16 protein-coding genes and 1 pseudogene are annotated in these 14013 nt (G+C 48.4%); 1 reads left to right on the top strand and 16 read right to left on the bottom strand.

Annotation, left to right across the window (positions count from 1 at the left end):
* Positions 1-55 precede the first annotated feature (55 nt).
* Entirely contained in the window at positions 56-1297 is a 1242-nt protein-coding gene (locus tag Q0K92_RS05465; RefSeq protein ID WP_297324795.1) for a pyridoxal phosphate-dependent aminotransferase, read from the bottom strand.
* Between the two features lie 333 nt (positions 1298-1630).
* Here Q0K92_RS05465 and Q0K92_RS05470 point away from each other — a divergent pair, with 333 nt between their 5' ends.
* The gene (locus tag Q0K92_RS05470) at positions 1631-3661 is read left to right on the top strand and encodes a hypothetical protein (protein WP_297324796.1); all 2031 of its coding nucleotides are present in this window, start codon (positions 1631-1633) and stop codon (positions 3659-3661) included.
* Positions 3662-3746: 85 nt separating this feature from the next.
* On the opposite strand, the gene Q0K92_RS05475 is transcribed toward Q0K92_RS05470, so the two are convergent.
* The 15 genes and pseudogenes from Q0K92_RS05475 to Q0K92_RS05540 all read right to left on the bottom strand — a co-directional run bounded on the left by Q0K92_RS05475 (position 3747) and on the right by Q0K92_RS05540 (position 13813).
* Positions 3747-4904 (bottom strand): cation diffusion facilitator family transporter, encoded by a 1158-nt coding sequence (locus Q0K92_RS05475; protein ID WP_297324797.1) that lies wholly within the window; start codon positions 4902-4904, stop codon positions 3747-3749.
* Between the two features lie 61 nt (positions 4905-4965).
* The gene (locus Q0K92_RS05480; RefSeq protein ID WP_297324798.1) at positions 4966-7407 is read right to left on the bottom strand and encodes an ATP-binding protein; all 2442 of its coding nucleotides are present in this window, start codon (positions 7405-7407) and stop codon (positions 4966-4968) included.
* A gap of 387 nt (positions 7408-7794) precedes the next feature.
* On the bottom strand, positions 7795-9417 hold the full coding sequence (locus tag Q0K92_RS05485; protein ID WP_297324799.1) for a calcium-binding protein: 1623 nt from the start codon (positions 9415-9417) through the stop codon (positions 7795-7797).
* Positions 9418-9428: 11 nt separating this feature from the next.
* Complete coding sequence (locus Q0K92_RS05490; RefSeq protein ID WP_297324800.1) at positions 9429-10610, bottom strand: GNAT family N-acetyltransferase; 1182 nt, start codon at positions 10608-10610, stop codon at positions 9429-9431.
* 81 nt (positions 10611-10691) lie between these two features.
* Complete coding sequence (locus Q0K92_RS05495) at positions 10692-11051, bottom strand: YajD family HNH nuclease (protein ID WP_297324801.1); 360 nt, start codon at positions 11049-11051, stop codon at positions 10692-10694.
* Between the two features lie 290 nt (positions 11052-11341).
* Positions 11342-11833, bottom strand: a complete 492-nt coding sequence (locus tag Q0K92_RS05500) for a hypothetical protein (protein ID WP_297324802.1) — start codon at positions 11831-11833, stop codon at positions 11342-11344.
* Entirely contained in the window at positions 11830-12204 is a 375-nt protein-coding gene (locus tag Q0K92_RS05505) for an integrin alpha (RefSeq protein WP_297324803.1), read from the bottom strand. Before Q0K92_RS05505 ends, Q0K92_RS05500 begins: the two co-directional genes overlap by 4 nt.
* Positions 12204-12251 (bottom strand): annotated as a pseudogene (locus Q0K92_RS13065) (hypothetical protein); the annotation flags it as partial. The gene Q0K92_RS05505 and the pseudogene Q0K92_RS13065, both read right to left, overlap by 1 nt.
* Positions 12232-12519 (bottom strand): FG-GAP repeat protein, encoded by a 288-nt coding sequence (locus Q0K92_RS05510; protein WP_297324804.1) that lies wholly within the window; start codon positions 12517-12519, stop codon positions 12232-12234. The pseudogene Q0K92_RS13065 and the gene Q0K92_RS05510, both read right to left, overlap by 20 nt.
* 33 nt (positions 12520-12552) lie before the next feature.
* On the bottom strand, positions 12553-12723 hold the full coding sequence (locus Q0K92_RS05515; protein WP_297324805.1) for a hypothetical protein: 171 nt from the start codon (positions 12721-12723) through the stop codon (positions 12553-12555).
* Positions 12707-12757, bottom strand: a complete 51-nt coding sequence (locus tag Q0K92_RS05520; protein WP_297324812.1) for a hypothetical protein — start codon at positions 12755-12757, stop codon at positions 12707-12709. The genes Q0K92_RS05515 and Q0K92_RS05520 overlap by 17 nt, the downstream gene beginning before the upstream one ends.
* Before the next feature lie 139 nt (positions 12758-12896).
* Entirely contained in the window at positions 12897-13061 is a 165-nt protein-coding gene (locus Q0K92_RS05525) for an FG-GAP repeat protein (RefSeq protein WP_297324806.1), read from the bottom strand.
* Entirely contained in the window at positions 13018-13266 is a 249-nt protein-coding gene (locus tag Q0K92_RS05530; RefSeq protein ID WP_297324807.1) for an integrin alpha, read from the bottom strand. Before Q0K92_RS05530 ends, Q0K92_RS05525 begins: the two co-directional genes overlap by 44 nt.
* The gene (locus tag Q0K92_RS05535; RefSeq protein ID WP_297324808.1) at positions 13170-13481 is read right to left on the bottom strand and encodes an integrin alpha; all 312 of its coding nucleotides are present in this window, start codon (positions 13479-13481) and stop codon (positions 13170-13172) included. Before Q0K92_RS05535 ends, Q0K92_RS05530 begins: the two co-directional genes overlap by 97 nt.
* Positions 13482-13678: 197 nt before the next feature.
* Positions 13679-13813 carry a hypothetical protein gene (locus tag Q0K92_RS05540; protein ID WP_297324809.1) on the bottom strand — a complete coding sequence of 45 codons (135 nt, stop codon included), beginning with the start codon at positions 13811-13813 and terminating at the stop codon, positions 13679-13681.
* Positions 13814-14013 lie beyond the last annotated feature (200 nt).

Genomic DNA, 14013 nt, shown 5'->3' on the forward strand with positions numbered 1-14013 from the left:
GATTGGATTGTAGAACCTACCGGATTATAGGGGCCGGAAGACGAGAAATAAATAGCTAATACGATGCTGAATCAGTTCCATGACGTCTGCGGTAGCGCTGCAGAAAATGTGCAATGCGACCGACTGCTTCAGTCAAATCGTCGACATTGGGCAGAAACACCACGCGAAAATGATCTGGATTGCGCCAGTTAAAGCCACTGCCTTGCACCAACAAGACTTTTTCTTCCAACAGAAGATCCAGTACAAACTGTTGATCATTCTCAATCGGATACACCTCGGGATCCAGGCGCGGAAACAAATACAGCGCCGCCTGCGGTTTAAAACAGCTGACACCGGGAATATCCGTCAGCATTTTCCAAGCGACATCGCGCTGACGCATCAACCGGCCGGTTGGCAGCGTCAAATCATAAATGCTCTGATAACCGCCCAGTGCTGTCTGAATGCCGAATTGCGACGGCACATTGGCGCATAATCGCATCGAAGCAAGCATATTCAACCCGGCAATGTAGTCACGGGCATGACTCTTTTCACCGGAAACCACCGCCCAACCCGAGCGAAAACCCGCTGCGCGGTAATTTTTGGATAGCCCATTAAACGTCACAAACAACACGTCATCGGCCAATGAAGCAATCGACGTATGCGTCGCATCCCCATACAGAATCTTGTCGTAAATCTCGTCGGCATAAATAATCAATTGATGCTGGCGCGCAATTTCAATGATCTCGAGCAATAATTCCTTCGGATACAACGCACCCGTCGGATTATTCGGATTAATGATGACAATGGCGCGTGTTCTGGAATCGATTTTGGCGCGAATATCATCCAGATCCGGCAGCCAGCCGGATGCTTCGTCACACACATAATGTCGCGCCATACCACCGGAAAGCACCACCGCAGCCGTCCACAACGGATAGTCCGGCATCGGAATCAGCACCTCATCGCCATTATCCAACAGCGCCTGCATCGTCAAAACCACCAGCTCGGATACGCCATTGCCGATAAAAATATCATCCAGCTGCACATTCTTGATCTGCTTTTCCTGCGTGTAATGCATGATCGCTTTGCGCGCCGCAAACAGCCCTTTGGAATCGCAATAGCCGGAAGCATCCGACAAATTGCGAATGACATCCTGCAGGATCTCCTCCGGCACATCAAACCCGAACGTCGCCGGATTGCCGATATTCAACTTGATAATATGATGCCCTTCTTCTTCCATCTGCTTGGCACGCTCCATCACCGGACCGCGAATGTCATAACACACATTGGTGAGCTTGCTGGATTTTAATATTGGACGCATGGTGAAAAAGATTTACGAAGATAAAAAGATTCAAAACCTACCATAGGCTGGTTTTTTCATTAAAAAACGGGATTGTGCAATTATATACACAATCACAGTTGTTCAGTTGATGGACTGGCAGGAAAACCTGATTCAGTTATCGCTGATATAAAATTTTTCTCATTGCTTCCACCTTCTACTAACAGATATCTAAACATCCAATTCCCGGACTGAAGTTCATCATCTATCTTATTATTTTATATGATTATTTACATTGACTTTGAATTATTCAGCAAGCTACCATACGCGCCGAGTGGGTAATAATACTTACTCTTATTACGGAGAACAAAAAAAATGGCAATAATCAATGGGGATGATTTTAACAACACGCTGAATGGAACAAGCGGCGATGATACGATCAATGGAAAAGGTGGCAATGATTCGCTTATTGGTGATCTCGGCAATGATTTTTATGATTTCTCAGGTTTCTTTGGCGATGACATCATCACAGAAGCAGTCGTTGGTGGGCTTAACGACACGGTACGTATTCTGAGCGATATTCCTGCTTCTTCTATTCGCTTGGTTGGGGACGGCAATGATGATCTCTATATCGTTGCCGATGGCTTTGGCTCAATCAGACTGGTTGATCATTTGCTCGGCGCTAAAGTTGAATCACTGAAATTAGGCGCCGCTGCCGTCACTTCTCTTACTGGCGGCCTCACTTTTACTGGAAGCATCAATCCCGACTCACTCTACGGCACTGCCTTTAATGATGTCATTAATGGCAAAGAAGGTAACGATTTTCTCACCGGCCGACTCGGCAATGATTCCTACGACTTCTCAGATGTTTTTGGTGATGATACCATCTCAGAAGATACAGCCGGTGGGCTTAACGATACGATACGTATTCTGAGCGATATTCCTGCTTCTTCTATTCGCTTGGTTGGGGACGGCAATGATGATCTTTATATCGTTGCCGATGGCTTTGGCTCAATCAGACTGGTTGATCATTTGCTCGGCGCTAAAGTTGAATCACTGAAATTAGGCGCCGCTGCCGCCACTTCTCTTACTGGCGGCCTCACTTTTACTGGAAGTATCAATCCCAACTCACTCTACGGTACTGCCTTTAATGACGTCATTAATGGCAAAGAAGGTAACGATTTCCTCACCGGCCGACTCGGCAATGATTCCTACGACTTCTCAGGTTTCTTTGGCGACGACACAATCATAGAGGAAATCGTTGGTGGGCTTAACGATACGGTGCGTATTCTGAACGATATTCCTGCTTCTTCTATTCGCTTGGTTGGGGACGGTAATGATGATCTTTATATCGTTGCCGATGGCTTTGGCTCAATCAGACTGATTGATCATTTGCTCGGCGCTAAAGTTGAATCACTGAAATTAGGTGCCGCTGCCGCCACTTCCCTCGCCGGCGGTCTTACTTTTACGGGCAGCTTCAACAATAATTCTCTTTACGGCACTGCATTAAATGACGTCTTCAACGGCAAAGGTGGTAATGATTCGCTGATAGGGCGTTTAGGTGATGATACCTATATTGTCGATAATGGTGGCGTCTCCATTTTCGAAAACCTAAGTGAAGGCACAGATATCGTCAAAAGCAGTATCAGTTTCAATTTGCCAGTGAATGTAGAAAATCTCACGCTAACCGGTATATCGGATGTCAATGGAGTAGGTAATGATCTAAACAATATATTAATTGGCAATTTGGCAGTCAACCAGTTAAACGGCGGTTTAGGCAATGACACGCTTAACGGCAATGCAGATACCGACACTATGATAGGCGGTCTCGGCAATGATAATTATGTCGTCGATAACGCCGGTGATATCGTCACTGAGAATCTCAATGAAGGTACCGATAAAGTCAGTAGCAGCGCGACCTTTACTTTGCCAAACAATGTAGAGAATTTAATCCTCACCGGTGCATCAGCGATCAATGGAAGTGGTAATGGATCAGTCAACAACTTGGTAGGCAATTCAGCAGCCAATCAATTGAATGGCGCTGGCGGTAATGACACACTCGACGGTGGCACCGGCAACAACACGCTCACTGGCGGAATAGGCCAAGATACCTTCAAACTGACTAGCGCAGGTCACATTGATGCGATTACTGATTTTATCGTGGCTGATGACACCATTCAGTTAGAAAATGCTGTATTTACCGCGTTAACCACTCCGGGCACATTAGCGGTAGGTCAACTCAAAGTCGGCACACAAGCGCTGGATGCCAATGATTTCGTTGTGTACAACAACGTAACAGGTGCATTGCTGTACGACGCGGATGCAAGCGGCGCGGGTGCGGCAGTGCAAATTGCTACATTGAGCGCCGGTTTGGCCTTGACCAATGTGGATTTTGTGGTGATTTAAGTTGAATCGGGCAATAACCTAGACAATCATCCCTGAAAAACAGGTCTTCAGGGATGATCCCTTCACAGAATTCGTTGTGTGCAAATCAAGCCCTAAACCGCACCTGCACTTCACGAATATAAATCAACGATGCAACAGCTTTTTTAAGTTCCAGCACCAGGTGCTTTGCCTCATTGGTGTCCTGCAGAATTTCGATCGGCAAGTCCAGTTCCACATCGATTTCACCGGACAGATAATGCAGCGTCACAGTTTCAATTGCCGCCGTCGGCAATTGCAGCCAGCGCTGTTTTAATTCATCGATGACTTTATCACGCGCAGGCAGTTCGTTGCAGGATGAACCGGTTTCATCGTTTTCCGGATCGATGTGAACCGTCACATCCGTTACCTCATCCACGTGTTTCATCAAGCGCCGCCGCACGGCATCGCCGATCTGATGGCCTTCCGATACGCTTAAACGAGGATCGACCTGGATATGCACATCAACAAAAGCATCCCCTGCACTCTTGCGGGATCTGAGCGTATGAATTGAGCGTACGCCATTCACGGCATAAATATGTTCTCGAATCGCATTGACTGTTTCAGGATCCAGCGCGGTATCGATCAATTCCCGCGTACTGGAACGCACCAAATCAAAACCGATCTTGGCGATCATCGCAGCTACCACCACTGCGGCGATCGCATCGAGGTAAGGATAACCCAACATGACGCCGGCGATGCCGATCAGCACCACAATCGACGAAAAAGCATCGGAGCGGCTGTGCCAGGCATTGGCCGTCAGCATATCCGAGCGCAACCGCCGCGCAGCCGCCATCGTATAATGATAAATCCACTCTTTGGACACCACGGACACCAGTGCAACCAGTAGCGCCAATATGCTGAAATCCAATAATACATGCGGATCATTGAGCCGTTGGATCGCGCTCGTCGCGATGCCGATGGCGACGATGACCAACACAACTCCCAGACTGACCGTTGCCAGCGTTTCAATCCGGCCATGCCCATAGGGATGCGCTTCATCGGCTGCCCTGTGCGAGTGTTTGGCGGCATACAGCACCATAAAATCAGTCAACAAGTCTGACAAGGAATGAATACCGTCGGCAATCAGCGCTTGCGAATTGGCAAACCACCCCACCACGATCTTGGTAACACCCAGCATAAGATCCAACACTGATCCAACCAGCGTCACTTTGCGCACGTCTCGGTAACGTTGTTGCTGAGCGCTCATTTCCGAAGCAGCATTCATACTGTGCCTACCTGTACTCTAAAAGTAACCAATCATCCAGTTGCGACATCATGTACGAAGATCATTTCTCTGAACGCGATGGCAGTCGCCTATGTTCTGTTCTAGGGTGATGCATCAATTGACAGGCACGACGGAAAGCCACCAGCATTCTCTGCGCATCTCCCAGCACAGTTTCGGATGGGTAACCGACCGTTCGGCCTGAGTCCAGGACTCCCGCTGGCAATCCAGTCAGCAATTCCAGTCCTTGGGTAACATGCTGCATGGTGTAAATCGCAAACAGACCTTTTTCGACGGCTGCAATGATTTTGTTATCCAGCATCAAGTGCTGCCGGTTGGCATGCGGAATCAGCACACCCTGTTCGCCGGTTAACCCAATTTTCTCGCACAGCGTGAAATAGCCTTCAATCTTGTCATTGATGCCACCAATCGGCAGCACTTCGCCATGTTGATTCAATGCACCTGTTACCGCGATACTTTGATTCAGCGGTAATTCCGTCAGCGATGACAACAGCACATAAAACTCGGCACAGGAAGCCGAATCCCCTTCGATACTGGTATATTCCTGCTCAAAAACAATCGATGCACTGAGCGCCAGCGGTGCGATATGCGCAAACAATGCAGCGAGATAATTTTGCAATATCAACACGCCCTTATCATGAATCGGCCCGGTCATATCCACTTCACGCGCAATATTCAGTACCCCATCCTCACCAGCAAAGGTGCGCGCACTAACCCGCACCGGCGTGCCGAAACGATAGTCGCCTAAATCGATTTGCGTCAGTGCATTGATCTGTCCTACTTTCTCACCCTGAACTGCAATGGAGATTTCGCCGTCGATAATGAACTCCTGCACACTTAAATCCGGGTAGTTGTGACGGTGCGTGCGTGCCCGCAGCGCGGCATCGATATCCGCCACGGCCACCGTACGCCCACGGCGTGCGGTACACAATGCGGCACTCTCCAACACCAGCATCTCGGTACGCGCAAAAATCGCGCTCTGGCGTTTTTGATCTTCCACTTCACGATGCGATTCTTCTAATAAACGCGCCACCGCCGCCGCGGAAAAGTGCGGCAATTTTGCTATATCGCAAGCATGCGCGACAAAAATGGCCGATGCATGGTAAGTTTTCGCACTGGCAAGAAAGCTCTCAGCGAAGTCGACTTTTACGCGGAAGCGCCGCATAAATTCAGGATCAATCTCCTGCAGATCATAATATTCTTCGCGTGCTCCGATCAGAATAATCTTGACGTTCACTTCCACTGCCTCGGGTTCAAGTGCGACAGGTGCATTCGATGTCAACGTCGAACCGGGTTCTTCAATTTGCAGCCGCTTACTGCGCAAGAATCGTCGCAGTTTTAGCCATAATTCGCTATCCGTCAGCAAATCACTCAAGTACAACATGAGAAAACCACCATGCGCTTTCAGCAAACTGCCGGCGCGAATATGCATGAAATCAGTTTTCAGTTTGCCGCTCTCAAACTGATAATCAATGCTACCAAATAGCGCATAAGACGACGGATTATCCTCGACAATGACGGGTGCCCCCCGCACGTCGGCATTGTCCACCACAAGGTTGATTTGATAACGGGAGAAAATCTGACTCAATGCCGATTGGCGCTTTTCTTCGTCGTTAGTGCCGGCTTCAAACAGATGCAGATTATCGAGGATATCTGCTGTGATCTGTTCAAAATACGTCTTTAATCGGGAGTTGTTTCTTGATTGTTTTTGCAAGCCATCCTGAATCTTCTTCACGGCAAGACTCAATAACGGTTGCACGGTACGCCGCTGCAATGCTGCCAGCGCTGTACTCTTTTCTTTGTCTATTTCGTTAAATGCTTCAAAATAATGAATAATCGCTTCATGAAGCTGCTGCTCTGCCCGCTCTATTTCAATTCTACGGTTCCTGGGCAGCTTCAATAAATTTTCTTCCGTCAGGATTTCTCCTGCTGCATCCAGCATCGTAAAAATAATCTGTTCGTTCTCACGATGAATGGTGAAATGCAGCGATACAGCAATTTTGTCCAACTTGGCATACATTTTTGTGGCTTCAGTTCTGCATTTTTTCTCAATGCGATCGCTTTTGATCTTAAAATCCTGCCCGTTCAAACATTGTGCGATTTCCACCGGCAATGATTTAGCCAATTGCAACAAAGATTGCCGCAACAAACGCCCTTGCCCGGCAGGCAAATGCAAAGCCAGCGGCTTTTCAGGTGCAATAAAATTGTATAGATAACACAAATCGTGCGGTGTTGATCTATCCGCCGCTGCAGCAATCAACGCCTGCTGTAACAATGAGGATCGACCCGATCCAACCTCTCCCAGCACAAATAAATGGTAATCGGGTTGCGTCATACCCAAACCAAAGCGCACCGCCACTTCCGCCCGCTCCTGCCCAATCCATGACAAAGGTTGTTGCAGCAGTTCCGAAGTATCAGTGAATCCCAGGGAATCCGGATCGATGGTAGTACGTAATTGAGAAGAATCTAATGATAGGGTTGGCATGTTTAAATCGTAGCAATCGGACGATCAGATTACGCCCGCTGATTGGTATTGTACCGGCTTAGCAGCGACTGCGTAATGAAGGAATCTAACAGACTGTTAAAAAACATTTTCGAGGCAGTCGATACATTGTTCTCTGAAAATACCAACATCCCATCCCAAACGTGCAGGATTTGGTCTTTTCTTTCGTTTGACTTTACTGATTAAGATTTCCAGGATTGCATGATCAGAAAAAACAAAAGTAATTCTTCTTTTTTCTTCTACTGACACACAAAATATTGCCGGAGAACTATTGTGCAACGATTGGACAATAATTCTCCGGCTAAACTACTATTGCTTTAAAGGATCAGGTCAATAATCATAGTGACCTGCCATGCTGATTAACAGCCGTTAAATCACCACGATATCCGCATTGGTCATGGCCAACCCAGCACTGACACCGGCAATGACTACTGCGGCACCTGCACCGTTGCCATCTGCGTCATATAACAACGAACCCGTCACATCGTTGTAAATAACGAAATCATTGCTATCTAGCGCTTGCGTACCAACCACGAATCGACCGGCAGCCAATGTACCGGTTGCGGTTAATGCAGTAAATACCCCATTTTCCAACTGGATGGTGTCATCCGCTACGTTATAGTCAGTAATCTTGTCGGCATGTCCTGTGGTAGTGAATTTAAAGATATCGCTACCTGTCCCACCGGTGAGTACATTATTGCCGCTACCACCATCCAGCGTATCATTGCCGGCCTTGCCGTTTAACTGATTGGCAGCAGAGTTTCCAACAATAACATTAGCTTTGCCATTACCGGTACCATTGGTTGCTGATGCACCTGTCAGCGTGAGATTTTCCACTTCAGCCGATAACGTATACGTCACGCTACTGCTGACCTTATCAAGGCCCTCAAAGGAAAATTCTGTAATGACATCATCTACATTATCAACCACATAGCTGTCATTACCCCATCCACCATTCATACTATCGGCCCCTGCACCGCCATTGAGCGTATCGTCACCATCATTGCCCCACAGCGTGTCATCGCCGGCACCGCCCGATAGCGTATCCTTATCAAATCCACCTGTTAGCTGATTCGAGCCTGCATTGCCTGTTAGCGTATTACTTGCGCCAAAGCTACCGTTAACATTCTCAACACTGAGCAAAGTATCATTTCCAAAGCCGCCCGTCGCAACCCCAGCTAACAGATTGACATTAACGCCACTGGTCGCATTCGAATAATCAGCAGTATCATTCGCCCCGGCACCACCATTGAGCACATCGTTGCCGTCGCCTCCATCCAACCAGTCGTCACTATCTCCGCCACTGAGACTATCATCCCCGGAACCACCATGGAGCGTATCCCCCCCTCCAGCGCCGTTAAGTGAATCATTGCCTGCGCCGCCATCCAGAACATTCCAGCCGCCATCCCCTGTTATAGTATCCGCGTATGAACTACCAGTGGCACTTTCAACGTTAAGCAAGACATCCTTTCCGGCACCTCCCGTTGCAATTCCAGTCACGAGGTTGACAGTCACTGCACCTGCTGCATCTGAATAGCTGGCAATATCACCACCACCTTTACCACCATCCAAAAAATCATTGCCAAGCCCGCCAGTCAATATGTCATCACCATCACCGCCCGCCAAAGTGTCATCACCTTTACCACCGTACAATTCATTGGCGTTAAAGTCATCACCGATTAAAGCATCCGAAAATGCGCTGCCGATGATATTCTCAACATTGGTTAAGGTATCATCGCCGGCTCCCCCAATTGCTGTTCCAGCAACAAGATCTACAATAACCGCATCTGTCGCTTTTGCATAGCTGGCAGTATCGCCACCTTTACCAAAACTATTACTGCCACCATCAAGCGCATCATTACCTTCTCCACCCTCCAACAAATCATTACCCCCATCCCCGTGGAGCTCATCATCACCCAATAAACCATAGAGGGAATCATCTTTAGAAGTTCCAAACAATTTATCATTACCTGATGTGCCGTTGATTATCATAATGCAGCCCTTTAAAAATTAAGCTTGCGAAAAAGATTCAACTGATTGGGGTGCGATTCGTACCCCAGCAGTTTTTTGGAGAGTTTCGCAAGCTGGGTATTCTCTCCAAATTCTTCAATTAACATGGCATTTTGATAAACACTTATCCAGCGATTTAGCTTGCGATCAAAAAGATGATTTTTTAACAAGCCTTCCTGCTTGAAACCAAGTGCCAGCGTGGATCTTTGCGCATAGACATTATCGGCATAAACAATACTGACCAGTTTATTGAATCCGATCCGATTAAATGCAAAATCCAATATCATCAGCATTGCCGTCAAGGGAATGCGAGTGCCATTGAATTTTGTTGCATCGGGAAAACCGATCAAAATTTCTGCGCGGCGATGTATTAAATGAATTTCCGCCAATGAGGCGAGACCTATCGGTGTATATTGAATTTCTCCCGGATTCAATGGATCATTTTTTTCAATGACCCATTGAATGCTTTTATTTTTATACACAGCCAAACGATCGGGATGGTGAGTGTTCTGTTGCGATTTGGATTGCCGGAGCGAGCCTGCCACATAACGATTATAGTTACTCATAAAAGATTCGTTGGCGTAGCAATCCGTCACAAACTGATGATCAAGCGGCGTACGAGCTCTTATTCGCAATCTTTCATTTTCAATCGGCAGCATCCATATGGGATGCAACTGGATATACAGGTACCTGATTTCAGCATCATCAGGATTAGCAGCCAGACCGTGATCCAGCACATCGAATGCCAAATCAATTGCATTATGTTGCAGATGAATGTTAGCAAGGTTAATGATACTGTTAGCGTTCTTGGCGTTTACTTGCACCGCTTTCTGAAAAAAAACCTTGGCATTGTTCAAGTCACCCAAACCGGCATGCGCCACACCCAGGCAATCCAACAGATATGAATTTTCTCCGGCATATTGCAGACCTCGCGTCGCAACGCCAATTGCGGTTTTAAAATTGCCAAGCTGGCAATGCGCCGTTGCGGCGACGATCCAACCCCAAGGCGATTCAACATGCTTCGTGTCAGCCTTGTTGAGGTGATCGATGCACAATTTAGTGTCACCCAATGCCAACAAATCACCCGCTTCTCGCACATACCCGGGAATTTGCTCACCAGCACTGCGTTTATAAAGCGTAACAGGGTCCGGCAATTTGCAATTGGGCGTTTTCATGTTGAGTCAGTCGAGTTTTTACGCCATTAATGCGCAGTTTAATTTTCTTACCAAGGCATCCGGTTATGGGTGGTTACGCAATTACAGTTTATTTTTTAATCTATCCTTAAGATCCGCAAACGGATTGAACGTAGCAATCGTTTCAGTTTTCCCACCCTCAACACGCCCCATGGCATCCTTCAGCTTGGAATGTTCATGCTCATGGCAATAAGTACAGAGTAGTTCCCAATTACTGCCATCGGGCGGATTATCATCGTGATTACTGTTTTTGTGATGCACTTCCAGTAGTTGTAGATTTTTGTGATCAAACGTGCGTGCACAGCCGCCACACACCCACGGAAACAATTTGAGCGCCTGTTCCCGATACCCTTGGGCGCGTTTTTCTGCATTCCGACGCGCTTCAAGAACGACTTTATCCAGTTTACTGGTATCTTTTGCCATTGATCTGCCTCCCTCAGTACGGCGACAAGTTAAATTACCTCCGGCACAGCCGAAGGCTTGATTAAAAAGAAGTGCTTATCATGTCATTTCGTAGGATAGCAGGCGAATATTACGCCGGAAATACCCTTCAGACAACCAACAGTTTTTGTAATTGAGGAGCTTCTGAATAACTCGCATGCGCTATTCCAAGTACAATGTGTAGGTTGGGGTCAACCTGTAAACCCCAACAGGTTTACCGGATTGTAATGTTGGGATTCGCCAAGCTCACCCCAACCTACCGAACTACCAGATTAAGCAAAATCCGTCGCCAAATTCATGCCAACCAACAATACCACATCATCTTGGGTATACATGTGATAAAAACCACAACCGCCGCCATCCACCCAATTGCCGTCAAGAACAATCCGATCTCCGGCATTGCCATGGACTTTCAGGGTATTGCTGGTATCCGACAGGTTGAGCAGATCTGCTGCGGTTAAAGTCAGCGTATTATCGCCTCTGCCATATATACAAATGGTTTCAATGCCACTGATTCTATCTTCAAAATCGGCCAGGTTCAGATCCAGGCCACTGCCATCAAGATGCAGCACATCATTGCCCACGCCGCCATCGACAGATGTGAAACCAAGATCGGCTACCCGGATATTGTCATTGCCGACATCCCCATGAAACACATCCGCCCCACCGCGGCCAATCATCGAATCATTGCCATCACCGGCTTCAAAGATTTCCGCTGCCGAGGTACCTCTGAGGTTGTCATTCCCGGGTGTGCCTTCAATCACATTGCCGCCACCAAAGTCGCTTTTGCCAAAAATGACATAGCTGGAGCCGAAATTAATGGAAGAATCACCTTTCGGTTCAGCACCGAGGGAGCACCGACAATCAAATCATCAAAACCATCGCCATTCACATCCCCGGCATTGCTGACTGACCGATAAGCCCGAGCATCAAAACCGGAAGCCTTGATCACCTGCCGTCGCCCCATCCAGGCGGAAACCATTCCAGACGAAAGCCTGCCACCGAGGCTGGCTGGCGTCAAAACCGGATTGCCAAACAGCGTGGCGCTAAAACCGGAAGCCTGGCCAAACAAAGCCATCACCGTTAATATAGCTGGATCCTGAAGAATCACCGTTCGGATCAGCATTGGGAGCATCAAACCGCCTTACCAATAATCACATCGTCAAAACCGTCGCCATTGACATCCCCGGCACTGACTGAACGACCAGCTCAGAGAAATCACCTGCCGCCGCCCCATCCAGGCGGAAAACCATTGCTGCCATCGAGGCTGGCTGAGATTCAGCGTGGCGCTTAAAACCGGAAGCCTGGCCAGCCAACACGACACTACGTAACTGGTGCCGCAGCGTAGTTGCCGTTCGCTACCATCCAAATTGGCACCGAAAGCATCGAATATAATCACATCGTCAAGCCCGTCGCCGTTGACATCGCCTGACACCGCCCGCAATCCCAAAGTATCAAAACCGGTACCGCCTACCCCGAGCCATCAAATGCCGCCGGCACCACCTTGAAATATATCCAGGCGCCAAACCGTTGCCACCATTGCCATCGAGGCTGGCTCGGGTACCTGTAAATTCAGTGTGGCGTTAAAAGCCTGGCCAAATACTACGTAGCTGGCGCCGGAAGAAGTTCCATTCGGATCAGCACCGAGGCGCACCTACAATCAAATCATCAAAATTGTCACCATTGATGTCACCAGCGGTGCTGACTGAAAATAGCCCGAGCGATCATCTGCCGCCCCGCCATCCAGGCGGAAGCCAGTGCTGCCATCAGAGACTGGAATGAGATTCACCGTGGCACCTTTGAAAAACCGCCCAGCCTGGCCAAACACTACGTAACTGGCGCCGGATAATCACCGTTCGGGTCGGCATCTTGGGCTCCGACAATCACATCGTCAAAACCGTCGCCGTTGACATCTCCGGCCATTACTGACCGATTCAAAACCGAAGTATCACCAGCCGCTGACCCCATCCAGCCGGTAACCATTGCTGCCATCGAGGCTGGACAAATCCATCGCGGCACTAAAACCCGAAGCCTCGCCAAACACCACATAACTGGAACCGGAGTTCTCGCCGTTGGGGTCGGTCCCTTGAGCCCCGATAATCACATCATCAAAACCATCGCCGTTAACATCACCGGCATTGCTGACAGAATAGCCCGAGCCATCTGAAAATGCCGTCCCATCCAGGCGGAAAGCCATCTGACGCTGCCATCGATGCTGGTTAAATTCAGCGTGGCGCTAAAACCCGAAGCCTTGCCAAACACTACATAACTGGAGCCGGAGTTATCACCGTTCCGGTCGGCACCAGATGCACCGACAATCACATCATCAAAACCATCGCCGTTGACGTCGCCTGCACCACTGACCGAAGCGCCAATATTATCACCATACACTTCGGACCAAATTGAAGTCACCATCCACCCGGGCGCTAAACCCCGAAGCTACCGAGCACCACGTAGCTGACACCTCATCATAACACCACCGCAATCACATCAAACGCCGTTGACATCACCACCTGCTGCACTGAAAAAGAAGCCGAACCAACCAGAACTCCCGTCGGGGGAGTAAAAGCGTTGCTCCATCCAGCTGGATAAATATCCAGCGAAGCACGTTAAACTAATGCCTTACCAAACACCACATAACCGGCATTACCAGTGTAATAGCTATCACCACCGACAATCACATCATCAAAGCCATCGCCATTAATGTCTCCCGCATTACTGACGGAACGCACGCCGCCAAGCACATGAAAGCCTGTATTACCATGCAGACTGATAAATCCAGCGTTGAATCAAATCCAGAAGCTTTACCAAACACAACATAGTTGTCGATAATCACATCAGCAAATCCGTCGCCGTTAACATCCCCCGCACTGCTGACCGAACACCCGAATAATCATTCTCCGCCACCCCATCCACGCGGAAACCATTGCTGCCGTCGAGACTG

Source organism: Nitrosomonas sp. (genome assembly GCF_024282095.1).
Classification (GTDB): Bacteria; Pseudomonadota; Gammaproteobacteria; order Burkholderiales; family Nitrosomonadaceae; genus Nitrosomonas.